Genomic DNA, 22782 nt, shown 5'->3' with positions numbered 1-22782 from the left:
AATCCGTCTCAAGCCTGGATTTCCCCGCTCCTGGTCCAATCTAGAACAGCTGTTTGACGGTTTTCCCAAATTGCTTGGAGCGCTTCATGGCCTTGCGCGGAAACGAACAGGCGCTCGGATTCGGAGATGCGGAGCGCCAAAAGCGGATAGACAGTGCGCTCACCGATCCGGACTCTGGTCATTCTGGAATCGGCCCATTGATACGGCGGAACAAAAAGCACGTGAGGCAAGGGCACGTCGGGCATCTCAAGGGCAAACATCTGCTCAAAGACAATGCCAGGCGAGGGTCGCCATTTGTTCTTCAGCACGTAGAAGGCAATGGTTGCCAGGACATTGGCAGCTTGCGAATCGTGGCCGCATTGGTCCAGCAGGATCTCCGTGCGCAGTTCCGGTCCGGTCGCAGTGCCAAGGTTTACATCCATCAACCCCACGGTCGACAGAAGCGACCCATCTGAATCTACGCTCTTGAAGATGAGGATGGAATGGCTCTTGGCATCATCCTCGTAGGAGGTTACGGACCACTCTCCCGGAGTCGAAGTCCGCAGGTGGGCAACCCAGTCCTTGTAGCGAGCAGGTGCCTCATGGTCGGTGGTCAATCGAACTCCTGTGCGAATTGGTGGGTTGGGATGATTGCCCGCTTGTGGCCGCCGGGCGTCCCTGAACACCGCCCCCTCGCTCTCTCAACGAGCGAGCTGATGGCTGCAGCGTGAAGACAGAAGACTACAGCCCCAAGCAGGAAGCCCACCAAGAAGAAGATGCAACAGCTGTGCAGCGGCATGCCATACACAGTTTCCCTGCGTTTTCACACAGCCTCAGTCTGAACCGGAAGTTCGTTTCGAGGGCCCGAGAGGCCCGTGATGACCGCCCTTTGCCTCTCGCACCGCTTGCTCACGACGTCGACCCTTCGAGTACGCAGTGATCGCCAGACGTTCATTGGAATCCATACAACGGATGGCGTTTGAGATGGGAGGTTCAACCCGGCGTGCCGCGGCAGGTTCTCTCGATTGAAAGGTTGCACGTCATGTGGGTGTCGTCCTTGACGTGTACTTGAGGCGCGATGGATTCCAAAATGCGAAGGCATTGCCATTTCTCGCGATCTCGAGCGAAGGAGCGCCTCCAAAGTCCTCCATGGCTTCCGATACCTCCCGCTCGTCATTCAGATCGTCAAACTCGACTGCGAATGCTCTGGCTACCACATCCTCGTAGTGCTTCATGGTGTTCTCCATGGCGACCTGCTCTTCTACCGGGCCAGCTATGCGGTGCGTGTGTATGTCCTGGTCGATGGCATATGTCTTGATTCGCCACGTTTCGTCGTGCGAGAACCACCATTGAATCGTGTCAAAGCGATCGCCTTCTGCGTCACGTTCGACGTTCTCGGCGTAGGAGCTTTGCACTGCAAGTTGGAATACGAGGAGCTTGTTCATGTTGACTCTCAACTATCAGACACAGGTTGGGATGTTCGGCCAATCTGTTGCATCGACCGGTTGAATCCGCGCTACCCAACCCGGCTGTACATTCTTCTGCGAACCTGACGTTCGTCAGCTACGCACGAAGCTGCTCCAGTCCGATACCCACCAAGGAGTTTACTTGGATCGCCAGTGCGGTCTGCACCCCGACGACGACTTGAAACGCCTTCAGAGGTACCGAGCCAAACTCAAGACGCGAGCGATATACCCCTGCTGCGATGGGCTCAACAAGTTCCCCCAAGAACAGCGGGATGGGGACGACTTCATCGGCAAACCGCCCGCACGACGGGCAACGTTTTGCACGCTCAGCTGCAGAGTATTCCAGTGCTATTTGCGGACGCAGCCAGAAGTAGTCTGGGTCGGCCGGTAGTGCAACAAAGTCCTGTCTCGTCGCACCGCCCTCTTGGAGCACCTTGCGCAGGCGCGCTGAGACCAGGAGATAGCCGTCATAAGTAGCAGTGATGTCTCTGCGGCGCTTCTTCACGCGGTACCCGGGATTGATGTAGTCGGAATCGACCTTTCCGCCGCATCCCGGACAAGTGGCCGGATGCGGTTGGCCCACGGTTCCGAAATGCCATTCACTACTCTGAGGAGAGGGCTTGTACGTCTCGCTCCCCAACATGTACGAGTCATCGTCGTGCCCGTACAGCGCGTATGCCCAAGCGGTCCGACTCCTTTTCATCTACCCCTCTTGCATGTCAACTCATGGCGATTGAATGGCCACCATGAAGGTCGGCTACTGGCGCGTTGATGCCAACCGGTCTATGAACCCCCTGGCAACGGCGTACGCGCCTGCATCGTCCATTCCGAAGTGCTCAGCCAGGTAGCGTGCTGATGAACGTTGGCTGGTCTCGATGACCACTTCGGGTGGCGGTTCATCGAATTAAAACAGGTCCACAGCAGCGGCGGAATCTACTCATGACCACAAAGCAGGAATTTCCCGACGAGGCACTGAGTGCAATGGCGATCCTGTGGCGCAGGAAGGCACTCGAGGGAGACCTTCACGCTCGCGGGATAGCCCACGAACTCGAGACGGAGTTGCGCAGGCGTGCCGGTGCGCGGTTCACCAACTACGACGCCCTCGATTTGCGGCCGCTCGAGATGAGGGCCGCGCGGGTCCGTTGGTGGCGGTTCTGGCAGGGACGCTGACGGCCATTCATGCGGTCAACGCCACGCCCGTCGCTCCACCGAAATCCAACAGAGGCGTACTCATGGCGTCGGCTGCCTGCACTTTGAAGGGTGCGATGGCAACACAACACGCACCGGCAATCAGATCGGCGAGCTCGCGAGCACCGAACTCAGTGGAACGAAGGCCGCGCTGCAATCGACGGCCGTCGAGCTCCCGGACGAGCCGCTGACCGTGACGTCTTTCGCTGCCGACTCGGTGATGGCCGATGCAAAGCTCACTGCGCCCGGCCCGAAGCTGAAGTGCGCGGCCGCGGGCTGGGTGCTCGGGCCGCCGTTGTGCCCGGCCTCGAAGGCCGGCTGGGCGCCGTCGAACACCACGTTGTCCAGTGAGATGGTCAGTGGGTTCTTCTGTCCGTTGAGCTCGTAGCCGACGAAGGTGAGCAGGCCGCTGCTGTACTTGTTGCTGCCCAGGTTGCGCAAGCCGCTGATCGAGATGTTGGTGAAGGACGGGTAGAGGCTGCCGGTCGAGCTGCTGTAGAACGGGTCGAACACCAGCGGCCGGCGCACGTTGCGCATGCAGACCTGGCTGTAGCTCACGCTGTCGACCAGGCCGCCGCGCGAGGCGTCCGACTTGATGCGCAGGCCACCGCCGTTGGCGCTGTCGAAGCCGTCGACGGACAGGTCATTGACGGCGAGTTGGCTCAGGCCCGCATCGGTTTCACTGCCGATCGACATGCCGTGCCCGTAGTAGAAATGGTTGTGCGCAAACGTCAACTGGCTCGACGCCGGGCCGCTGTGCGACTTCACTGCCACGTGGTCATCGCCGACACTGATGTACGAGTGGGCCAGCAGCACCTGGCTCGACTGCCCAGGATCGAAGCCATCGGTGTTCTTCACCGTGTCGGGCGTGAAGCAGGTGGCCGGCGTTGCAGCGTCCGGCGTCGTCCCCGTGGGGCAGGCATAGCCGGCCCTTGTGTAGACCAGGCTCGGCGACAAAATCTTGATGCCCCATGCAGTGACGCCCTTCACGCCGCTGGTCACGATGTGGAAGTTCGGCGAGTTCTGCACCGTGATGCGGTAGAGCGTGAAGGCGCTGCCTTTCTTCACCTGGATCATGCGCGGGTTCTGCTGGTTCAGGCCGGAGGTCTTGTTCTGGTAGGCCACGTCCCACCAGGTGCGCAGGCCCGCGTTCGGGCCGCTGGTGAGCAGGCTGCCGCCTCGGCCATCGATCGTGCCGTCGCCCACGATGGCGCTGCCGGTCGTGCCGTTCACGCTGATGAGCGGATCGCAGGCGTTCGCGTCCGACGAAGTCGCCGTGCCGCAGGTGCCGGGGCCGTTGTCGTAGTCCGCCGGATTGCGTGAGCCGAAGAGCGTCACACCGCCGGCGATCCACAACGTCACGCCGGACTTCAACTGCAGCGGACCGCTGAGAAAACCTGCTTCGCCTGAGCTGCCTTGCACCAGTTTCACGGCCTGACCGGCGGGGCAGGCGTCGATAGCGCCCTGGATCCGCTGGGCATCGGGCTGTGAGGCCGAGGCACTGCTGTCGGCGGCGTCGAGCGAACCATTCACCGGGCTCAACCGGGCTGCGAGCGTGGCGCACACTGCGGTTGCGCTTGGCAAGCCGGGCTCGCTGACGGTGCCCCACTGGGTGCTGACACTCGCGGCAGCTGAAGACGAAGACGAAGACGAAGACGAGGACGAGGACGAGGACGAGGACGCAATGGTCGATGCCGATGCGGCAGACGCCGATGTTGTCGCGGAGCCCGCATCCCCCGACGCTGCGGAGCCAGAGGAAGCCAGGGCGGAGGAGACCAGGGCCGTCGACGACGAGCCGCCGCCACCACCTCCCCCGCAAGCGGCGACGCATGAAATCAGCGCAACGCCGGTCAGCCAGCGTGCGTTCGCGATGAAGTCAGGGCCTTGCTCGAGTGGGTGGAAGGAAACTGTGGGATCGCTCATGGAGGGGAATTGGACTTGGCGGAGGCCGCCAATTCTTCGCATTCAAGGCATCCATGACTAGACGCAAAAATGAGGTTCTGTCCTTCATGGATGCTCGGATGCAGGCGCGGCCTTGCGCTTTCCCATTTCCCTTCAGCGCGCACCTACTTCTCGTCGCGCAGCCAGTACCAATTGCAGAGCATGCGCTGCCCGATGCGCCTGAACGGCGCGAACGCACGCGACTCGACCATGCCCAGCACATTGGGCAAGGGCAAGGGCGAGCGCAGCTCGAAAACCTCCCTGCCCGAGTCCTTGCCCGCCACGCGTTCGGCCACCGGCAGCAACCGCCGCCTATCGGACTCTCGCTGCCACGGTTTAACGATCATCATGGACAGGCGACCTTCGCGCTGCTGAAGATCGGCATCGGCAAAGGGTGAGCTGCCGCCGGTCTACGACACGATCGCCATGGTGGTGGCGCTGCGTCTCGCGGGCTTGGTACGCACCGAATGCCTCGGTGGGGTGCCTCTTCGCACACTGATCATGAGGCGGTGAAGGCAGTTGTTTGACCGTCTTGCCAAACCTTCACGATGGTTTTAATTGATTGATTTGAACAACTAGTTGTGGCAACTTCATAATCAAAAGGCAATGCAATTGCCATTGTGCAGAAGATGAAATCCACAGTTCTGATCGTCGTTAGGCCTCTTTCTGAGCTGCAATCGATCTTAGTGGATTATTCAAATATTTTCATGATTTTGGATTTAAATGCTGCAACCAGGGTGGTCGGCAAGGACTGAAGCACGTCCGACACACGACAAGACAGCGCGCCATCTCCCGATGAAAGACCCCGGTGCTCGATCTCAATGATGTGGCGATGTTCGTGGAGGTTGCGTACTGTGGCAGCTTCGCTGAAGCGGCCCGGCGCCTGCGCGTACCCTCCACCACCATCAGCCGGCGCATTCAGCAACTCGAAACGCACCTCGGTGCCCGGTTGATGCAGCGCTCCACCCGAAAGTTGACGTTGACGGATGCGGGCCGGACCCTTCGCGAGCGGTGTGGTCCAGCGGTCCAGGAACTGATAGTCGCCGGTCGACGACAGAGCATGGACAGTCAAGAACCGAGGGGCTTGGTGCGAGTGGCGGCGCCAGCTAATTTTTTCGAGTTCTTCCAGATGGAATGGGTTCACGCATTCCTTGACGAGCATCCGCTGGTGAGGCTCGAGTTCGCGCTCAGCGATCTTCCGGTCGACTTGATCGCCGAGCGTATCGACATCGCTTTCCGGGGTGGTCCTTTGTCCGACTCAAGCTACGTTGTACGGAAGATCTTTACCAGCCAAGGGGAGTTGCTTGCCAGCCCGACCTATCTCACGGCGCATGGGACACCCACGAGCTTGCAGGAGCTGACGAAGCACGCGTGCGTCATTTCGCCACCGGGCAGCGGCGACTGCACCACTTGGCGCCTGCAGGGCCCCGATGATGCAAGGATCGACATTAAAGTGAGCGGGCGTTTCATCAGCAATTCCCTGGAAGTGCAGCGTCTCGCGGCTTGTGCTGGACTTGGGATTGCTGCACTGCCATCGGTCTTGGCCAAGGCCGACGTGGAGTCGGGCAAGCTCGTCCCCGTTCTGCCGCAGTACAAGCGCACCGGTCGCCGTCTGAGCGTTCTCTATACGAGCCGCCAACAACTCCCGCGGGCTATTTCGGCGTTCGCCGACATGGCAGTGGACAAACTCAGCTTGCTGGAGTGGAGCCCCGGAACTGGAATTCGGGCAGCTCGGCCAAGCCGGATTCTCCAACTGCCAGCTCAGGCTTAAGAAGAGTTCATGCGAACCAAGGCTGAGTTGTCCTTCGTCTGTGCGCAGAGCAAGACGCGTTTGAAAAGAGCGAGGACGCGTAGGCAGTCGGATTGAGTAAGCCGGCCAGACCTCGCCAACGTCCCTCATGCACGAGTGCTTGTTTCTATGACTACAGCCCAGGGTGGCGACGCGATCGCGATCGTCGACAACGATTCGCACGTGAGGGAACTGCTCGCCGACCATCTTTCGCAGGAAGGCTTTGAAGTGTTCCAGGCCGATGACGGCGCATCGCTTTCCGCAATCCTGCATCGCCGCGCCATTGCCCTCATCGTGCTTGGCCTGCAGTTGCCAGGCGAAGACGGCCTTTCGATCTGTCGGCAACTGCGCTCTGAAGGCGTGCGAACACCGATCATCATTCTCAGCGCCAAGGCGCAGGATGCCGACCGAATCGCGGGTTTGACGATGGGGGCCGACGACTATGTCTGCAAACCATTCAATCCACGGGAACTGCGCGCCCGCATCCAGGCCATCCTGCGCAGAAGCTTTCCAAGGGAGGAGCCGGGTGGGCCTTCCGTCGAAAACGAGGTGGTCCGATTCGGGCCATTCGAGTTCAACATGGGCACGCGCATGCTTCGGAAAGACGGCCGGCTTCTGAGCATCACGACCGCTCAGTTCGCGATACTCAAAGTACTGGCTCGCCATGCAGGACGGCCGATTTCGCGGGAAAAACTTGCGCAGGTGGCGCGTGGTCGCGAGCATGGCGCTTTCGAACGAGGTCTGGATGTACAGGTCGTGCGCATTCGAAAACTCCTGGAGGACGGATCGTTCTCGTACATCCAAACGGTTTGGGGTGTGGGGTACATGTTCGAGCCCAGTGGCAGGGGCAGTGCAATCCGACATCGCCAATGAACGACTCGCGCAGTCCCCACGCTTGCGCTGCAGGCACTGCCCGTCACAGCGCTACGCCCTTTGCCCATACAGCGGGCAGCGGTTGATTCAGCGCGCTTGGCGCCAGACCGACTGACTCGCGTCAGCCGGCTTCCCAATCGTCCCGACGGCGATCAACGTCGCTGCCGGCATCCATGAGTGGCTTGCGATCGCGCTCCCCGCGTGGCCTTCGGCCTTGCCAGGAGGTCTGCCGAATCACCTCCTCACGCATCACCATGCGGCCATCTGCCGCGGTCGGTTCCAGCACCCGTACGACGTTGCGCCGAGCAACATCGCGGCGTTGTCGTCTCATGCAAGTACTTTGGGCCGTTCTGGCAGATCGGCTTCGTTCAACATGCGCCATACGGTCAGCAACTGGTCGTCAGCGCCGCGCAGGAACGGTTGCGCCGACCTCGACATTGCAGCGCTGGTGTCGATCCTGAGAGCATCTGATATCGCTGCCGGCAGGCGGGTGTGGGCGCTGCCGCAGTACACGCGGGCCGGCAAAAGCTGAATATGCGGGAGCGGATGCCGGCATCCAACGGAAAAGCTTCCTTGGCGCTCGGCATCACTGGCAATTGCGCAGAAAAATGGCGGCTTGCATCCCATTTTTCATGGCTAGTCGCAAGTGTGCGATTCTGAAAATAATCGCCACCTAAAGTTTCCAAATGAAGCGCGTGCCTGCATCGTTGGGAGATCCGATTCTTGTGGCCAGGAAGAGCAGCCGATGCGGACACGACGCTTGAATGTTGAGAGCTGCGAAACAGCAGCAGTGTGTGATCGACATCGCAGCCCGAGGGATCTCGGCTTCACGCTGATCGAAGTCATGATCACCGCAGACCTGGGTCACCAGGCAGGGTCAGTCGTTCCCGACGACCGGTCGCAGGATTCGCCTGTCGGGCTTCACGAGATCATGCTGACGATGCCGGCCATGCCGTCGTTCACTGCATGGCTCACCAACAACACGGTCCGCTTCGGACTGGTCGTGACGTTGGCGGTGACCAGCATCGTGGTGGTGGGCGAGATGCACAAGCGCGTCGCCACCTCGTCCAACGACATGGAACGGGCCGCCAATCTCAGGTTGTTCGGGAACTTCCAGGACGCGTCGAAGAAGTCACTCGCATACCCCGCGACATGGAGCGCCGACGACGATCGGCACCGCCGCTACCGGGGCGGCGATTTCACCATCCCGTTGCGCAACATGCTGCTGCCATGAAGATTTCCATGCCCTTGCGGGCCACGCGCCAGCGCGGTGTCATCCTGCTGTTTTGCCTCATCGTTCTCGTGATCCTCATGGCAGGTAGCGTGGCGGTGGTGCGCTCCATGCACACGTCGCTGGCCACTGCCGGCAACCTGGCCTTCCGGCGCGACCTCGTGAACCAGGGCGAGCGCGCCGTGTCCCTCGTGTTGGCCAAGTTCGTCGGTAGCGGAACGCTGGCGGATGCGACGGACGACCTGCCTGGGGAGAACTTCAAGGCGACCAAGCTCGATACCAACACGCAGGGCGTGCCGAACGCACTGCTGAACGACAAGACCTTTGCCACCGTCGGCAAGGCTTCCAACGACATCACCGACACCGCCGCGCAGGTGAGCATCCGCTACGTGATCGATCGCCTCTGCAGCAACACCGGCCCGGCCACCAGCACCGGCTGCGTGCAGTCTTCCGCGGCACCGGCCGGAGGCACGGTCACGCCCACACCGCCGCCGGCGGCGCCCACCGCAACGATCTACCGCCTGAGCCTGCGGGTCAGCGGTCCCCGCGACACGCAGGTATTCATGCAGTCGACGTTCACCAAGCCAGATTGAGAAGGCGCCGCATCTCCATGACAAGCATTTTTCGTCATTCATCGACAGTGGCCTCCAGAGCCGGTGTGATCGCAGTCGCATTGCTGGGCTTGTCGAGCATGGCTGTGCTGGCGGCCACCGCGAAGCTGTCCGATCAGCCTGTCTTCGCAACGGCCGACGTTCCGGGCAACCTGCTGCTGGCACTGTCGGTGGAATTCCCCACAGCGATCAGCGTGGCGAACCTCAACGACTATGCGGATGCCACCGAGTACCTGGGCTACTTCGATCCCCGCAAGTGCTACACCTACCAGTACACCAAACCGACCGAAAAAAAGGCCGATGCGTCCGACAGCTACTTCCAGCCGGCGGGTGCGGCCACGGGCACCAACAAGCACAGCTGTTCGGGCCAGTGGAGCGGTAACTTCATGAATTGGGCCACCATGCAGACCATCGACCCGTTTCGATGGGCACTCTCAGGGGGTTATCGCAGCGTCGATACGACGAGCGAGACCATTCTGGAGAAGGCATGGGGCTCCAATCAGGGCAACCTGACCAACTTTCCCCTGCGGGGGACCGACCAGCCCACAGGGCACAACCTGCCCAGCGCCCTGATCTCCGCTGTCACGCCATTCAGCAAATGGAGCAATTTCAACTCGAGCATCTGGTCGCGCGGCAACACCATGGTGTTCACCGGAACGGGCGACCTCACGGGGACTGGAGACCTCACCGAGACGGGAGACGACCTGAGCAATCTCGACTCCGCGAACAGATCGAAGAAGGCGGATTCTCTCTACCGGGTTTACGTCAGGGTCAAGGTCTGCGACAGCGCGGCCGCAGCCGGCGGCGTCGAGGCCAACTGCGTCAAGTACGGCAGCAACTACAAACCGGAAGGTCTGCTGCAGCAGAACGCCAGCAAGATCCGCTACGGCACGTTCTCGTTCCTGAATGCTGGGGGTGATACGCAGCAAGGTGGCGTGATGCGCGCTCCGATGGGCTTCATCGGGCCGACGTACCCGCAGCCGCTGTCCACCGCGGTGGTCACCAACACCCGCGGCGAGTGGGACGCCACGACCGGCATCATGACCAGCAACCCCGACACGGTCTCGGCTACCGCCAGCGGCGTCTCGCAGAGCGGGGTGATGAACTACCTCAACAAGTTCGGCCAGGCCGCCAAGACCTACATGACGTACGACAACGTCAGCGAGCTCTATTACGCGGCGCTGCGGTACTTCGAAAACCTCGGCAATGTGGCGGAATGGACCAATTCGGTCGCGGCCGACGCGACAGACAGAGACACCAAGCTCGACGGATTCCCGGCAGTGGTCGACTGGAAGGGGAAGGACCCCATCGTTTACTCCTGCCAGAAGAATTTCATTCTGGGCATCGGTGACGAAAACACCCACTACGACTACAACGTAGGCGGAAGTTCAGTCAGCAGGCCGCGGGCCATTCCTGCTGCAGTGGCGGGGGATACGCTGAACAAGGCCGATGCGTGGACGAAGAATGTGCAAGCGCTCGAGGGCTTGAGGTCGACTCCTTGGTGGAACAGCACTGCGACCTACTACATCGCGGGCTTGGCTTATGGCGCGCACATCAACGACATCCGCCCGGACCTTGCCGGTGTGCAGAACATCTCCACTTATTGGATGGATGTCATGGAATACCAGCGGGCCAAGGACCTGAACCCCTACTACTTGGCGGCCAAGTACGGTGGCTTCAGCGTGCCCGCGAGCTACGACACGGCCAACACCACGTCGCCGCTGACGCAGAACTGGTGGAACACGGCTGGCGACAGCATCGACATGAACGGCAACACCCGCCTGCGGCCCGACAACTACTTCCTGGCCGGCAATGCAGGGCAGATGGTGAGCGGCCTGAAGTCGGCATTCACCGACATTGCCAACGCCATCAAGGCATACACGACGTCCTTCTCCCTCTCGACCGCACAGGTGTCTTCCACCGGCAACGCCTCCTTTGCGTCGCAATACGACTCCAAGGGCTGGACGGGCGTGCTGACGGCCAGCACCATCAGCTTCGCAAGCGACGGCACGCCATCCACCGCAGCGGCCTGGACGACCAGCACCACGCTCGAAACCCAGCTTGCCAACGGCGGATGGGATGGGTCTCGGCGCGTCGTCACGTGGGACGGCAGCAAGGGCGTCGCATTCCGCGCCGCCAGCGTGACCTCGGCGCAGCTGGCCGCGCTTGCGCCTGCCTATGCAACGGGAAACACCAGCACCGACTACCTCAACTACCTTCGGGGCGACCGCAAGAACGAAACCACGTCGACCGCCGCCGGAAGCACCAAGGCCCTGCGCGCCCGAACCCTGTTGCTGGGCGACATCGTCAACGCGAAGGTGACACCCGTGGGGCCGCCTGTGCAGAGTTATTCCGAGAACAGCAACCCGGGCTATGCCGCTTTCAAGGCCAAGTGGACCGGCCACCGCTCCACCATGGTCTATGCCGGCGCCAACGACGGCATGCTGCATGCCTTCAACGGTGCCCTCTCGGGCACTGCTGCAGGAACAGAGCAGTTCGCCTACGTGCCGAGCGCCCTGTTCCAGGGGCCAAACGGCACGCCGCAGGTCGACGGGCTGGCGCAGCTCGGCAACCCCAGCTACGCGCATCACTACTACGTGGACGCAACGCCGCTGGCCTTCGACATCGACTTCAACAATGCGGGCGGCGCGTTCACCACCACGAGCACTGGCAGCAATGCAGACTGGCACACGCTGTTGATCGGAGGCCTTGGCAAGGGCGGAAAGAGCTTCTACGCGATCGACGTGACCGACCCGGACAGCATGGCCAGCGAGGCCGCGGTGGCAGGCAAGGTGAAATGGGAATTCACCGACACCACCATGGGTTACAGCTACGGTGCACCCACGGTCGTGAAGACCAGGAAATACGGCTGGGTCGTGCTGCTGACCTCGGGCTACAACAACAGCGACGGCAAGGGTTACCTGTACATCGTCAATCCAAAGACCGGTGCGTTGCTCGAGAAGATTGCAACGCCCACGTCCTCCAACGGACTCGCGCAGGCCTCTGCCTACGTCGCTGACTTTGCCGACAACTCGGCCGATGTCGTCTATGCGGCAGACCTCGACGGGCAACTCTGGCGCTTCGATCTCACGGCCGCCAAGGGCAGCACAAGCTCCTATCCGGCACCGACCCTGATGGCCACGCTGGCCGATGCATCTGGCATCGCGCAGCCTGTCACCACGGCGCCCCTGATCGAGATCCACCCGGTGACGCGCAAGCGCTTCGTGCTGCTCGGAACAGGCAAGTTGCTGGACTCGTCGGATGTGAATTCGAAGGCCGCGCAGTCGTTCTACGCCATCCTCGACGGAACGGCCGGCGCCTTCAGTGCCGTTCGCACCCCGATCACCCGCGCGAATCTCACGCAGGTGACTGACGTGACGACGGGCACTACCTTGTCGAACACCTCGCTCGGCTGGTACCTCGACCTGGGCACCGACGCCAATATCAGCTGGCGCATGGCTTCCAATCCCGTGGCCTACAACGGCATCGTGGCATTCTCCAGTCTGCTGACCACGGGCGACGCCTGCAGCCCGTCGGGGCAGAGCCGGGTCTACGCCATCAACTATGGCACCGGAAAATCGGTGCTGCTGTCATCGCCGGCCGGCTATGTGGCCATGCCCAGCACCGTGACCGATCTGCGCTTTGTCAGCGTGGGCCGCAACACCCAGCTCATTGCTGGAACGACCAAGGGGGACATCACCAAGATTCCCACGGACCCGAAGAGCGGCATCTCGTTGCGTTTGTTGAACTGGCGCGAAGTGCCGACGATGAACTGATGCTGAAAACTCGACTGGATCCGCGAATTCCCATCGACATGTCTGACGCAGGGACCCTCGGATTGCACGCGCACGCGAGGACAGAAACTTCCGTATTGCGACTTGGCGTCTACAAGTTGCCGGTTGCCGAAGTCGCCGTGATTCGAACCATCATCCAACTGTATGCGAACGACGGCGCCTTTCCGTGGACGCTGGTCAATGCACCGCCGTATGACGCGTTGCTTGTCGATGGGACTGCGGCGGAGACTGAGCGCTGCGAGGTGGCCCGCATGGCCGGCGCCGTGCTCGCGCTCACGCGCATGAATTCCGACGAGCGACCCGATACGCTGGCGCGACCGATACGTGCCGACAGACTGCAGCGGTGGCTGAACAGCACCGAGCGCGCTTTGCGCCAGGCGCAGCCAACGGAGGTGGCCGCGGGCGACCAAGCCGCCCCGAAAATCGAGGTCTTCGATTCGGCTCGCTTCATGCTTCGGCGCTGGCCTTCGTCCTTGCTGTTGCGCAACGACCTCGACAAGGTGCGCCTGGCGAGCCTGCTGTCGCGACGGGCAATGAAGGCCATCGAACTCGCAGATATCAGTGGACTCCCGCTTTCTCAATGCGTGACATTCCTGCAGTTGCTGCGAGCAGCTGGCACGCTGGAACTGCATGTGACTCCGGCTGCGACGGCACAGGTGGAGCCGCCAGGATCCGGGGAATTCTTCGCTGCACCCAACCGGCGCAGCTACGTGCGCAGCCTCGTCAACGGCATCCGGCGCCGGCTGGGCCTCAGAATGCCATGAAGAAGAACCAGATTCTCTTCACGGGAACCGTGGGCGCAGGCAAAACGACGGCGATCGGATGCGTGATCGAGGTGTTTCCTGTCGCGAACGATGCGTCGAGCTCCGACGCGTCAGTCGGGAAAGCATGTGCCACCGTGGTGGCTGGATTTCGACCCGTTCACGCCGGACACCGGAGATCGCCTTCGCCTCTTTGAAACGCTGCTGGCACAGCCCGAAGCCGACCGGCTGAGATGGCAGTGGTGAATTCTCAATTGAGCGCATTCAAGATGGTCGAAGCACCGGTGCATCGCGAAACACGGGAATTGCTCGATGAACTTTGGGCAAGCCACCCTTGTCAGCACTCATTGGAGCCGCTCCTCATACGCCTTTTCCCCGTGCGTGTGCTGCGCGTTGCGATGTTTCCATTCTTCATCGCGCTGACGGCACAGGCCGCCGGCGACACCATGAGCAGGATTCGCGAAACGCGCACGATCGTACTCGGCGTTGCCCGGATCACTGCTCTACTACCGACGCGATAACGATCCGTTGAGGGGGTTTTTCGATACCCTTTGGCTGGCAAGCGGTTTTCGTTTTCGCACTGTCATGAGTACCGCGGCGAGCTGCCGCACTGCTGCTTCCATCTGCTCGTTGCTGAAGCCTCCCAATCCCAAGATCAGCCCGGGTTGCCCATTTCCTGGTGAATACATCGGAGACACAGCGCGCACTGCAACTCCAGATTCCAGAGCGCGTAACGCAGCGAGTTCATCATTGATGTCTTTGGCCAGCCAGAGCATGAGATGCATGCCTTGGTCACTTGGCTGCAACCAGCCGAGCTCCTTTGGAATCCATCGGGCGAGCATCGCTATCAACTGCTCCCTCCGGTCCGCGTAGACACCGCGGATTCGCCGAATATGCCGCTCCAAATGGCCTTCGGCGATGAAAGCGGCGAGAACATGCTGATCCGCGCTTGGCGAATGTCGATCGATCAAGTTTCGCCCCCCACAGAACGCCGGCACGAGAGCATCCGGAACGATGGCATAACCCAGGCGCAGTGACGGAAAAAGGATTTTGCTGAAGGTACCGAGATAGACCACACGATCTGGTGCCAGGCCTTGGAGCGACGGAAACGGATGGCCGGAGTAGCGAAGCTCACTGTCGTAGTCGTCCTCCACGATCCACGCATCGTTCGATCGTGCCCACGCCAGCAGTGCGCTCCTCCGTCCCATGCTCATCGGCACACCGAGTGGATACTGGTGCGAGGGAGTCACGAATGCGGCACGCGCGTGCTTGGCCATCGCGATGCCCGCATCGACATCGATACCCGCATGGTCGACGGGAACGCTGATCATGCGATCTTTGCGCCCCATGCTCTCCAGAATCCCCGTGATACCGCGATACGCTGGGTCTTCGACCCAGGCTGTGTCCGATGGGTCGAGCAAGACCTGACAGGCGATGTACAGGCCCTGCTGCGTGCCCGTGGTGACGACGACTTGATCGGCACTGCAACGCACCGACCGTGACCGGCGTACATAGTCGGCGATGGCTTCGCGAAGGACGGGTACGCCATGCGGATCGTCATATCCGGAGGGGGCTCCCGGACCGCGCGCGCGGATGCGATTGCCGAGTCGCCTCCAGACGTCATCAGGAGCTGCTGGTCCAGTGGGAACAGATACGGCAAACGGTATGGGCGGCAGGGGCGCGAACTGTCGCGAGACATTCGCAATGGTCGTTGCGGCCTGACTGAGACGAGGAGGCGCCGCTGTCTCCACCCGCTTGCCCGCGCGTGCGCGGGCCGGGCGCAAGTCAGTGAGGGTAGTGGCAACCCGCGTACCGGCACGGGAGTGCGCCTCGAGAAATCCTTCGGCGATCAACTGTTCGAACGCTTCGGATGCTGTGCCACGTGCAAGGCCGAGCGATTTGGCCAGGTGGCGTGTTGACGGCAAAGGCTCTCCGGGCTTCAGCGCACCGGAGCGTATCGCATCGCGCAGGGCCTGGGTCAGTTGGCGCCCCAGTTGGCCCGCTGAGCGGTCCAGCGCGCCGATCGATGGCAGTTCCATGGTTTGCGGTCGTCTGGGCATCGCTATTCTGGCCTATTAAGAATTGTCAATACTGGCTCTATACCATAAGCCAGTGGGCCACAACAATCTCGGCCATGAAGCGGCTACTCCAGTCGCATGACCGCTCGCGAGGACAGCAGGAACCACCATGAACCACGAGACCGCAGCACCAGTAGGCGCGCCGACAACAGCCTTCAAGAGCTGGCTATGTGTGCTGTGCGGATTTGTCTACAACGAGCAAGACGGTCTGCCGCAGGAGGGCATTGCGCCCGGTACCCGCTGGGAAGACGTACCCGAAGGCTGGGTCTGCCCGGAATGCGGTGCCGGCAAAAGCGATTTCGAGATGACCGAGATTTGAACTCGGCATTCGCCCTGCAGGCAATGCCTGTTTCCCAAACAAGGAGTTTGATATGTATGTATCCCCCCATTTTGATGAGTCGCGAACGGAAGTGCTGCACGACCTGATTGCCAAGCACCCTTTCGGCATCCTGTTCACTCATGGCAAGAGCGGATTGGACGCGAACCATATTCCGTTCGAGCTGAACGCCAAAGAAGGCGCCAAGGGAGTGCTGCACTGCCATGTCGCGCGCAAGAACCCGGTATGGCAAGACATCGTCAATGGCGACGAAGTGTTGGTCGTGTTTCAGGCCGCGGACGCCTACATCTCGCCGCAGTGGTTTCCCAGCAAGCATGAGTTTCACAAGCAAGTCCCCACGTGGAACTACATCGTGGTCCATGCTTATGGGCGAGTCACCATTCGAGATGACGAACGATATGTCCGCGGCATGGTGGCTCGGCTCACTCGAACTCACGAGGCATCGCAGCCAGTGCCGTGGAAGATGACCGATGGCCCCAAAGACTACATCGACATGATGCTGGCCGCCATTGTTGGAGTTGAGATCGAAGTGACACGCTTGGTGGGCAAGACCAAGGTGAGTCAGAACAGGGAAGTGCGCGATCTTGTAGGCGCCGGAAATGCCTTGAACGCGAAAGGCGAGCGGGTGATCGGGGACGCCATGTTGGCGTGCGCCGAAGCCAAGGCCGCTCAATAGACGCGGGCGCAAGGAGGACGCGATGACCACCTGCCAAGAGCCCATCGTGATCGTTGGCGCGGGCCACAGCGGCGCCAGGGCCGCTGCTGCTCTTCGCAAGCATGGTTGGACCGGAGGCATCAGCCTCGTGGGCGAGGAGCAGTGTCTTCCTTATGACCGTCCTCCGTTGTCCAAGGCGGTGCTCCTGGGCAAGAAGACGGGTGAGCAATGCGCCCTCTACGCCGGATCGTGGTACGCGGAGAATGGCATCGATCTGCTGCTCGCCCAAAGTGTTGATCGCATCGATCGACATTCTGTTCAGGTGATGTTGCAAGGTGGACGAAGCCTTGCGTATCACCGGCTTCTGCTGGCCACGGGGTCGAGCATCAATTCGCTCACAGTGTCGGGGGCGGATTTGAACGGGGTATTGCCCTTGCGAACGCCCCAGCATGCTCACGCAATTGCGGATTCGTTGCAAAGTGGCAGCCGCTTGGTTGTCATTGGTGGCGGCGTGATTGGACTGGAAGTTGCGGCTGCGGCTCTACAGCGCGGTTGCACGGTCACGGTGCTCGAACGTGCGCCGCAAGCCATGGGAAGGAGCGTGCCGGCGATCGTCTCGGAGGCGGTGGTGGCTGAGCATCGACACCGCGGCGTGGATGTGCGATTTGGTGTTGAGGTCGCGTCACTCGATGGGACGATCGGGGTGCAATCCGTGCGCCTGTCGACTGGCGAAGCCCTGCCATGTGACATCGTGGTTTATGGCCTTGGTGTTCGACCCAATGCGGACCTGGCTGCAGCCGCAGGCCTGTCGACCGACAACGGCATACGAACAGACCCGTATCTGCGCACCGACGACGACCGAATCTTTGCGTGCGGCGATGTGTGCTGCTACGACAGCCGACTCTACAAGCGGGCGATAAGGCTGGAGAACTGGCGCAATGCCGAGGATCAAGCCGACACCGCAGCCCGAAATATGCTCGGTCAGCAAGTTCCGTTTGACGCGGTCCCTTGGTTCTGGAGCAATCAGTACGACTTTGCGCTTCAAGTCGCCGGCCTTCCCTCGCTGGGCACCGAAACCAAGGTTGAGACGATTGGCCGGTCACGATTGTTTCTCTCCACCGACGCCGAGGGAGTTCTGCGCGGCGCGAGCGCCATCGGTTCGATTCGAGACATTGCGGGCCCCATCAAAGAATTCAAGACTGCGCTTGCAGCGACCGCGAGCTGACCCATGCGCCCCTCGGTCCAATCCCCCCTCCTGGACGCTGATCCGCTTTGCCGCCTGCACACGGCAGAGCTCACCCCGCTTTATCGCTCGGGGGAACTCTCCCCTGTCGAGGTTGCGCGCGCGGCACTTGCCAGGGCCGAAGCGATCAACAGTCCCTACAACGCGTTCACCTACATCGATCACGAGGGCGCGACCGAGCAGGCCCGCGCGGCCGAGCAGCGTTGGCGCTCGGGGTCCCCGCTGTCGCCGATCGATGGCGTTCCGACAACGATCAAGGACATCGTCTGGGTCAAGGGCTGGGTGATTCGCTTCGGTAGCCTCACGTCCAAGGCGCAGCCGCAGCACGAGGACGCACCAGCTGTCGAGCGACTACGCCGCGCTGGGGCTGTCTTCCTTGGTTTGACCACCACGCCCGAGTTCGGCTGGAAGGCGGTCACGGACAGCCCCTTGAGTGGCATCACGCGCAATCCATGGATGCCCCGCGTGACAGCAGGAGGCTCGTCCGGTGGCGCGGCCGTAGCAGCGGCCACTGGCGCCGGTGTCCTTCACCTCGCCACAGACGGCGGTGGATCGGCGCGCATTCCTGCCTCCTTCACCGCGACGGTGGGATTCAAGCCAAGCTTCGCGCGCGTTCCCGTCTTTCCGGTGAACGCGTATGGAACCCTGACCCACATTGGCGCCATCGCAAGGAACATAGCCGACGTTGATGCCATGGTCTCGGTGATGGCGGGCAGAGACGTGCGCGACTGGACACAGTGTGCGTACGTTCCCACAGCACCTGAACACAGCCAAACCGCGCTCACTGGGGCGCGAGTTGGCTACTGGTCACAGCCCGCTGCGGGAAAGGTCGATCCGGAGGTCGCCCAGATCGTCGAGCGAGCCGTTCGCCGAATCGAGCGTGCAGGCGCGTGTGTAGAGCCTGTGCAACTACCCCGCGACGACGTCTTGGACATCTTTCAGCACCACTGGCTCTGCGGTGCGGCGACCCGCATCGACGCGATCCCTGAGCAAGATCGAAGTCGCGTTGATCACGGCTTGCTGGAGGCTGCGTGTCTCGGCAGTCACATGACCTTGGGACTCGTCTCCGCGCAGATGCGTCGGGCCGAGTTCGGTAGCGCCATGGATCAGTTGCTGCGCGAATACGACGTCCTCGTTTCGCCGGCCGCCGCGGTGGCGCCCTTCGAGGCGGGCCACGAAGTGCCGCCAGGCAGTGGCATGTCCCGATGGTTCGACTGGGCCGGCTTCAGCTTTCCAGTCAACCTGAGCCAACAACCTGCCATCGTGCTCCCTTGCGGCCTGACCACGGACGGTCGCCCGGTCGGCATTCAATTGGTGGGGGCCCGGGGCGAAGACGGCCGATTGCTGTCTGTTGCGGGCGACGTCGCACGACTTCTCAACTCGCCATAGGTTCCTCGCGGCGAGCGGCGTCGTTCTCGCCTTCACTTTTCCCACACTGAACTTCAAGGAGAAATACATGAATAGGCGTGAATGGTTTGCATTGTCGAGCGCCGCACTGGCACTTGCCGCCGGGCCCGCGCTCGCGCAAAGCTACCCCAATAGGCCGATCAGGTTGGTGGTGCCGTTCGCACCGGGCGGCACCACGGACATCATCGCCCGCGTGATCTCCGAACCGCTGGCCAGGGCCCTGGGCCAGCCAGTCATCGTGGAGAACAAGGCCGGCGGCGGCGGCGCGGTCGGCACGCTCGAGGTGGCGCGCGCGGCGCCTGACGGCTATTCACTGGGCATGGCCACGATATCGGCCACCGCGGCCAACCCCGCGATCAATCCCAAGATTCCGTACAACCCGCTGACCGACTTCACTCCCATCATCAACATCGCGGCCACACCCAACGTGATCGCCGTGCACCCGAGCTTCCCAGCCAAGGACTACAAGGCCTTCCTCGCCGAGATCAAGGGGGCACCGGGGCGCTACTCCTACGCGTCGTCAGGCACCGGCGGCTACGCCCACCTGCAGATGGAAATCTACAAGAGCCTGACCGGCACCTTCATCACCCACATTCCGTACCGCGGCGCAGGCCCGGCCGTGAACGACACGGTGGCCGGTCAGGTGCCGATGATCTTCGACAACCTGCCCTCGTCCCAGCAATTCATCAAGGACCACCGCCTGGTCCCCATCGTGGTGGCGGCGCCGGAGCGCTTGCCCAGCCTGCCCAACGTGCCGACCTTCAAGGAAGTCGGGCTGGAGCCGATGAATGGGCTGGGCTGGTACGGCATCCTCGGCCCGAAGAACATGCCCAAGGAATTGATAGACAAGATTCACGCCGCAGTGATGAAGGCGCTGCAGGATCCGGCTGTGCGCAAACGCATCGAGGACGCCGGCTCCATCGTCATCGGCAATACGCCGCAGCAGTTCACCGCAGAGATCAAGGACGCGTACATGGACTACAAGAAGGTGGTTGAACATGCCAATCTCAAGCTCGAATGAGCCGCGACGCTTCCGTTCAACCGAGAGGATTGGCAATGGTGCAGAGCTCACCTTGCCCACGGCGAAATAAGTGAAAGACCCCTATGAACAGTACCAATCCCAAAATCTACGAATCCACCACCAGCCGCAAGGTAGCTTTTCTGGGGCTCGGCGTGATGGGCTTTCCGATGGCCGGGCACTTGGCCCTGGCCGGCCACCGCGTAACCGTCTACAACCGCAGCGCGGGCAAGCGGGACGACTGGGCGAAGGAATTCAAGGGCGCTGCCGCCGCAACGCCGCGCGAGGCCGCGGCGGATTGCGATCTGGTGTTCTGCTGCGTTGGCAACGACGACGACCTTCGTTCGGTCGTGCTGGGCGCCGATGGCGCATTCGCGGGTATGAAGAAGGGCGCGGTCCTGGTCGACCACACGACGGCATCGGCCAACGTGGCCCGCGAACTGTCGGCTGAAGCTTTGAAGCACGGCCTGCAATTCGTGGACGCGCCCGTCTCCGGCGGCCAGGCGGGCGCGCAGAACGGCTTGCTCACGGTGATGTGCGGCGGTGACGCCGCCGCGTTCGAGGCGGCCAAGCCGCTAGGCATGGCCTTCTCGCGCGCCTTCACGTTGCTGGGCGCGAGCGGCGCCGGCCAGTTGGCCAAGATGGTGAACCAGATCGCCATCGCCGGCCTGGTGCAGGGCCTCGCGGAAGCCATCGCATTCGGCCAGAAGGCCGGCCTGGACATGGAGCAGGTGCTGCACGTGATCGGCAAGGGCGCCGCGCAGAGCTGGCAGATGGACAACCGCGGCAAGACCATGATCGCCGACAAGTTCGAGTTCGGCTTCGCAGTGGACTGGATGCGCAAGGATCTCGGGCTCGTGCTCGACGAAGCCAAATGCAACGGCGCGCGGCTGCCGGTGACGGCGCTGGTGGACCAGTTCTATGCGGACGTGCAGAGCCTTGGCGGCGAGCGCTGGGACACGTCCAGCCTGATCAAGCGACTGACCTAACCCCGATACTGTTCAGACACGGAGTGCCAGTGTCGGCTGATGCCTCTGGTGGAGCAACTCGCCGTGACGGCGGATTGGCCATTGATGCCCGCATCCAGCGCAACGGCACAATACGGCCATGCCCAACATCGCCTCGATCCTCAAAGCCGAAATCTCCCGTGTCGCTCGCAAGGAAGTGCGCGCCGAGATCGAAACGCTCAAGAAAGCGTCGGTTGCACATCGCGCGTCAATTGCCGAGCTGCGCCGCCAAGTGAACGCGCTCGAAAAGGCGCTGCGTCGTGTCGCAAAGGAAGCGACGCGCCCCGCCGCGACGCCTGGCCTGCACGATGAAGCAGCAGCTGGAACGAAACGCCGGTTCAGCGCAACCAGGTTGGCGACACATCGCGCAAGGCTTGGGCTGTCCGCCGCCAGCTATGGACAACTTGTTGGGGTATCGGGACAGACCATCTACCATTGGGAGCAAGGCAAGGCGCGTCCGCGGGCCGCGCAACTCGAGAATCTTGCGGCGGTGCGGGAGCTCGGCGCACGCGACATTGCGCAGCGCCTAGGCACGCAATAGCGCAGCGGCAGGACTCGAGGCCGGGCGGGCCAATGGCTCTCCGGCAGATTCGCATGGATCGACGTTACCTCCAGCCGTCGCGATCCTCGTGGTAGCGGCGGTGCTGCTCGCGCTCCCACTGCCGGCGACGCCATTCACGGCGCTCTTCCCAGCGCTGCGCGCGACGTTCCTCCCAGCGAGATCCGGGGTCGTCGTAGACAGGCGCCGGAACGGCGTACACCGGTGGCGCAGGCCGCTCGTAGATCGGCGCCGGCCGCGCGTACACGGGTGCCGGCTCGTAGTACACCGGGGCGGGCTCGCGCACGACCACACCGGGTACGTTGATGCCGATGGACCAGCTTGTGTCCGCATTGGCCGATGCAGCGATGAACAAGCCACCGGCAGCGGCGAAACCTGCGGCAACCAGCTTGAGAGCAGTTCGGGGAAAAGTCATTCCATCTCCTGAAGGGCGAGCAGCAGCCCTAATACATGCCCAACGCCCGGCTGTTTGACGCCGCGCACATCGCTACAGTGAAGAACGTTCCCAAATGTCACGCCGCGAACGGATCGACTGAGGGTGCTGGCCTACGACTTCGTCTGGGACACCGCATCGCTTTGAAAAGAAGGGGGCAAGCGTGTGCGCAGCTACGGGGACACCGCCTTGTTCCTGACACGATTCGGATTGCCGTACAAGAGCTCCGGCGTCGCCGCCCTCTCGCCCGAGCGCTTCGCGAGTACGAGATCAGTGAATGGTCGCGCGGCGCATGACCGCTCGTAGGCTCTGGGCTTTCAAATTTGCTCCAGCCAGGCGAACCCCACAGGGAGGACTACCCCCTCGGTATCGAGCGAAATCCTAAGGACTGGACAAGTCGGCGACCCCATTC

General features: G+C 62.0%; 22 protein-coding genes and 1 pseudogene. 16 read left to right on the top strand and 7 right to left on the bottom strand.

Annotated elements, in window-relative coordinates:
* Positions 1-8 precede the first annotated feature (8 nt).
* The 3 genes from ACTG4X_RS34880 to ACTG4X_RS34870 all read right to left on the bottom strand — a co-directional run bounded on the left by ACTG4X_RS34880 (position 9) and on the right by ACTG4X_RS34870 (position 1950).
* On the bottom strand, positions 9-596 hold the full coding sequence (locus tag ACTG4X_RS34880; RefSeq protein WP_440534629.1) for a suppressor of fused domain protein: 588 nt from the start codon (positions 594-596) through the stop codon (positions 9-11).
* A gap of 423 nt (positions 597-1019) precedes the next feature.
* A complete protein-coding gene (locus ACTG4X_RS34875; RefSeq protein ID WP_440534628.1) occupies positions 1020-1424 on the bottom strand; it encodes a hypothetical protein in 405 nt (134 codons plus the stop codon).
* Positions 1425-1542: 118 nt separating this feature from the next.
* Positions 1543-1950, bottom strand: a complete 408-nt coding sequence (locus tag ACTG4X_RS34870; protein ID WP_440534627.1) for a hypothetical protein — start codon at positions 1948-1950, stop codon at positions 1543-1545.
* A gap of 434 nt (positions 1951-2384) precedes the next feature.
* On the opposite strand from ACTG4X_RS34870, the gene ACTG4X_RS34865 reads away from it, so the two are divergent.
* Positions 2385-2615, top strand: a complete 231-nt coding sequence (locus tag ACTG4X_RS34865; RefSeq protein WP_440534626.1) for a hypothetical protein — start codon at positions 2385-2387, stop codon at positions 2613-2615.
* A 120-nt stretch (positions 2616-2735) separates the two neighbouring features.
* Here ACTG4X_RS34865 and ACTG4X_RS34860 read toward each other — a convergent pair whose 3' ends face one another.
* Both ACTG4X_RS34860 and ACTG4X_RS34855 read right to left on the bottom strand, forming a co-directional pair.
* Entirely contained in the window at positions 2736-4556 is a 1821-nt protein-coding gene (locus ACTG4X_RS34860; RefSeq protein ID WP_440534625.1) for a glycoside hydrolase family 28 protein, read from the bottom strand.
* 143 nt (positions 4557-4699) lie between these two features.
* The gene (locus ACTG4X_RS34855; protein WP_440534624.1) at positions 4700-4924 is read right to left on the bottom strand and encodes a hypothetical protein; all 225 of its coding nucleotides are present in this window, start codon (positions 4922-4924) and stop codon (positions 4700-4702) included.
* Between the two features lie 482 nt (positions 4925-5406).
* Here ACTG4X_RS34855 and ACTG4X_RS34850 point away from each other — a divergent pair.
* From ACTG4X_RS34850 to ACTG4X_RS34815, 8 genes and pseudogenes are all read left to right on the top strand, one after another.
* Positions 5407-5511, top strand: a pseudogene (locus ACTG4X_RS34850) (helix-turn-helix domain-containing protein); the annotation flags it as partial.
* A 192-nt stretch (positions 5512-5703) separates the two neighbouring features.
* Entirely contained in the window at positions 5704-6345 is a 642-nt protein-coding gene (locus ACTG4X_RS34845) for a substrate binding domain-containing protein (protein ID WP_440534679.1), read from the top strand.
* A gap of 147 nt (positions 6346-6492) precedes the next feature.
* Entirely contained in the window at positions 6493-7236 is a 744-nt protein-coding gene (locus ACTG4X_RS34840; protein WP_440534623.1) for a response regulator, read from the top strand.
* 844 nt (positions 7237-8080) lie between these two features.
* On the top strand, positions 8081-8470 hold the full coding sequence (locus ACTG4X_RS34835; protein ID WP_440534622.1) for a hypothetical protein: 390 nt from the start codon (positions 8081-8083) through the stop codon (positions 8468-8470).
* Positions 8467-9060 (top strand): pilus assembly PilX family protein, encoded by a 594-nt coding sequence (locus ACTG4X_RS34830; RefSeq protein WP_440534621.1) that lies wholly within the window; start codon positions 8467-8469, stop codon positions 9058-9060. The genes ACTG4X_RS34835 and ACTG4X_RS34830 overlap by 4 nt, the downstream gene beginning before the upstream one ends.
* Before the next feature lie 17 nt (positions 9061-9077).
* Entirely contained in the window at positions 9078-12854 is a 3777-nt protein-coding gene (locus ACTG4X_RS34825; RefSeq protein WP_440534620.1) for a pilus assembly protein, read from the top strand.
* Complete coding sequence (locus ACTG4X_RS34820; protein ID WP_440534619.1) at positions 12854-13636, top strand: hypothetical protein; 783 nt, start codon at positions 12854-12856, stop codon at positions 13634-13636. Before ACTG4X_RS34825 ends, ACTG4X_RS34820 begins: the two co-directional genes overlap by 1 nt.
* A 230-nt stretch (positions 13637-13866) precedes the next feature.
* Positions 13867-14154 (top strand): hypothetical protein, encoded by a 288-nt coding sequence (locus tag ACTG4X_RS34815; RefSeq protein ID WP_440534618.1) that lies wholly within the window; start codon positions 13867-13869, stop codon positions 14152-14154.
* Here ACTG4X_RS34815 and pdxR read toward each other — a convergent pair.
* Entirely contained in the window at positions 14140-15693 is a 1554-nt protein-coding gene (pdxR, locus tag ACTG4X_RS34810) for a MocR-like pyridoxine biosynthesis transcription factor PdxR (RefSeq protein ID WP_440534617.1), read from the bottom strand. The genes ACTG4X_RS34815 and pdxR overlap by 15 nt on opposite strands.
* A gap of 127 nt (positions 15694-15820) precedes the next feature.
* Here pdxR and ACTG4X_RS34805 point away from each other — a divergent pair, with 127 nt between their 5' ends.
* From ACTG4X_RS34805 to ACTG4X_RS34775, 7 genes are all read left to right on the top strand, one after another.
* Entirely contained in the window at positions 15821-16030 is a 210-nt protein-coding gene (locus ACTG4X_RS34805) for a rubredoxin (protein WP_440534616.1), read from the top strand.
* A 52-nt stretch (positions 16031-16082) separates the two neighbouring features.
* On the top strand, positions 16083-16724 hold the full coding sequence (locus tag ACTG4X_RS34800) for an FMN-binding negative transcriptional regulator (RefSeq protein ID WP_440534615.1): 642 nt from the start codon (positions 16083-16085) through the stop codon (positions 16722-16724).
* Between the two features lie 22 nt (positions 16725-16746).
* Positions 16747-17928 carry an NAD(P)/FAD-dependent oxidoreductase gene (locus ACTG4X_RS34795; RefSeq protein ID WP_440534614.1) on the top strand — a complete coding sequence of 394 codons (1182 nt, stop codon included), beginning with the start codon at positions 16747-16749 and terminating at the stop codon, positions 17926-17928.
* Between the two features lie 3 nt (positions 17929-17931).
* Positions 17932-19335 (top strand): amidase, encoded by a 1404-nt coding sequence (locus ACTG4X_RS34790; protein ID WP_440534613.1) that lies wholly within the window; start codon positions 17932-17934, stop codon positions 19333-19335.
* Positions 19336-19402: 67 nt separating this feature from the next.
* A complete protein-coding gene (locus tag ACTG4X_RS34785; RefSeq protein WP_440534612.1) occupies positions 19403-20374 on the top strand; it encodes a tripartite tricarboxylate transporter substrate binding protein BugE in 972 nt (323 codons plus the stop codon).
* Between the two features lie 83 nt (positions 20375-20457).
* A complete protein-coding gene (locus ACTG4X_RS34780) occupies positions 20458-21360 on the top strand; it encodes an NAD(P)-dependent oxidoreductase (protein WP_440534611.1) in 903 nt (300 codons plus the stop codon).
* Positions 21361-21478: 118 nt separating this feature from the next.
* Positions 21479-21919 carry a helix-turn-helix domain-containing protein gene (locus tag ACTG4X_RS34775; protein ID WP_440534610.1) on the top strand — a complete coding sequence of 147 codons (441 nt, stop codon included), beginning with the start codon at positions 21479-21481 and terminating at the stop codon, positions 21917-21919.
* 64 nt (positions 21920-21983) lie between these two features.
* Here the strand turns inward: ACTG4X_RS34775 and ACTG4X_RS34770 are convergent, their stop codons facing one another.
* The gene (locus tag ACTG4X_RS34770; RefSeq protein ID WP_097201029.1) at positions 21984-22352 is read right to left on the bottom strand and encodes a hypothetical protein; all 369 of its coding nucleotides are present in this window, start codon (positions 22350-22352) and stop codon (positions 21984-21986) included.
* Positions 22353-22782: the final 430 nt, after the last annotated feature.

This window comes from Variovorax sp. YR566 (genome assembly GCF_051992195.1).
Taxonomy (GTDB): domain Bacteria; phylum Pseudomonadota; class Gammaproteobacteria; order Burkholderiales; family Burkholderiaceae_C; genus Variovorax.
Note: the sequence above shows the minus strand (reverse complement) of the source record. Positions and strands in the feature narration are given on the sequence as shown.

Bases quoted from the DNA above. Each gene is read 5' to 3' on its own strand.
- ACTG4X_RS34875 (WP_440534628.1), bottom strand. From the start codon at position 1,424: ATGAACAAGCTCCTCGTATTCCAACTTGCAGTGCAAAGCTCCTACGCC.
- ACTG4X_RS34865 (WP_440534626.1), top strand. From the start codon at position 2,385: ATGACCACAAAGCAGGAATTTCCCGACGAGGCACTGAGTGCAATGGCG.
- ACTG4X_RS34860 (WP_440534625.1), bottom strand. From the start codon at position 4,556: ATGAGCGATCCCACAGTTTCCTTCCACCCACTCGAGCAAGGCCCTGAC.
- ACTG4X_RS34855 (WP_440534624.1), bottom strand. From the start codon at position 4,924: ATGATGATCGTTAAACCGTGGCAGCGAGAGTCCGATAGGCGGCGGTTG.
- ACTG4X_RS34845 (WP_440534679.1), top strand. From the start codon at position 5,704: ATGGAATGGGTTCACGCATTCCTTGACGAGCATCCGCTGGTGAGGCTC.
- ACTG4X_RS34840 (WP_440534623.1), top strand. From the start codon at position 6,493: ATGACTACAGCCCAGGGTGGCGACGCGATCGCGATCGTCGACAACGAT.
- ACTG4X_RS34835 (WP_440534622.1), top strand. From the start codon at position 8,081: ATGATCACCGCAGACCTGGGTCACCAGGCAGGGTCAGTCGTTCCCGAC.
- ACTG4X_RS34830 (WP_440534621.1), top strand. From the start codon at position 8,467: ATGAAGATTTCCATGCCCTTGCGGGCCACGCGCCAGCGCGGTGTCATC.
- ACTG4X_RS34825 (WP_440534620.1), top strand. From the start codon at position 9,078: ATGACAAGCATTTTTCGTCATTCATCGACAGTGGCCTCCAGAGCCGGT.
- ACTG4X_RS34820 (WP_440534619.1), top strand. From the start codon at position 12,854: ATGCTGAAAACTCGACTGGATCCGCGAATTCCCATCGACATGTCTGAC.
- ACTG4X_RS34815 (WP_440534618.1), top strand. From the start codon at position 13,867: ATGGCAGTGGTGAATTCTCAATTGAGCGCATTCAAGATGGTCGAAGCA.
- pdxR (WP_440534617.1), bottom strand. From the start codon at position 15,693: ATGCCCAGACGACCGCAAACCATGGAACTGCCATCGATCGGCGCGCTG.
- ACTG4X_RS34805 (WP_440534616.1), top strand. From the start codon at position 15,821: ATGAACCACGAGACCGCAGCACCAGTAGGCGCGCCGACAACAGCCTTC.
- ACTG4X_RS34800 (WP_440534615.1), top strand. From the start codon at position 16,083: ATGTATGTATCCCCCCATTTTGATGAGTCGCGAACGGAAGTGCTGCAC.
- ACTG4X_RS34795 (WP_440534614.1), top strand. From the start codon at position 16,747: ATGACCACCTGCCAAGAGCCCATCGTGATCGTTGGCGCGGGCCACAGC.
- ACTG4X_RS34790 (WP_440534613.1), top strand. From the start codon at position 17,932: ATGCGCCCCTCGGTCCAATCCCCCCTCCTGGACGCTGATCCGCTTTGC.
- ACTG4X_RS34785 (WP_440534612.1), top strand. From the start codon at position 19,403: ATGAATAGGCGTGAATGGTTTGCATTGTCGAGCGCCGCACTGGCACTT.
- ACTG4X_RS34780 (WP_440534611.1), top strand. From the start codon at position 20,458: ATGAACAGTACCAATCCCAAAATCTACGAATCCACCACCAGCCGCAAG.
- ACTG4X_RS34775 (WP_440534610.1), top strand. From the start codon at position 21,479: ATGCCCAACATCGCCTCGATCCTCAAAGCCGAAATCTCCCGTGTCGCT.
- ACTG4X_RS34770 (WP_097201029.1), bottom strand. From the start codon at position 22,352: ATGACTTTTCCCCGAACTGCTCTCAAGCTGGTTGCCGCAGGTTTCGCC.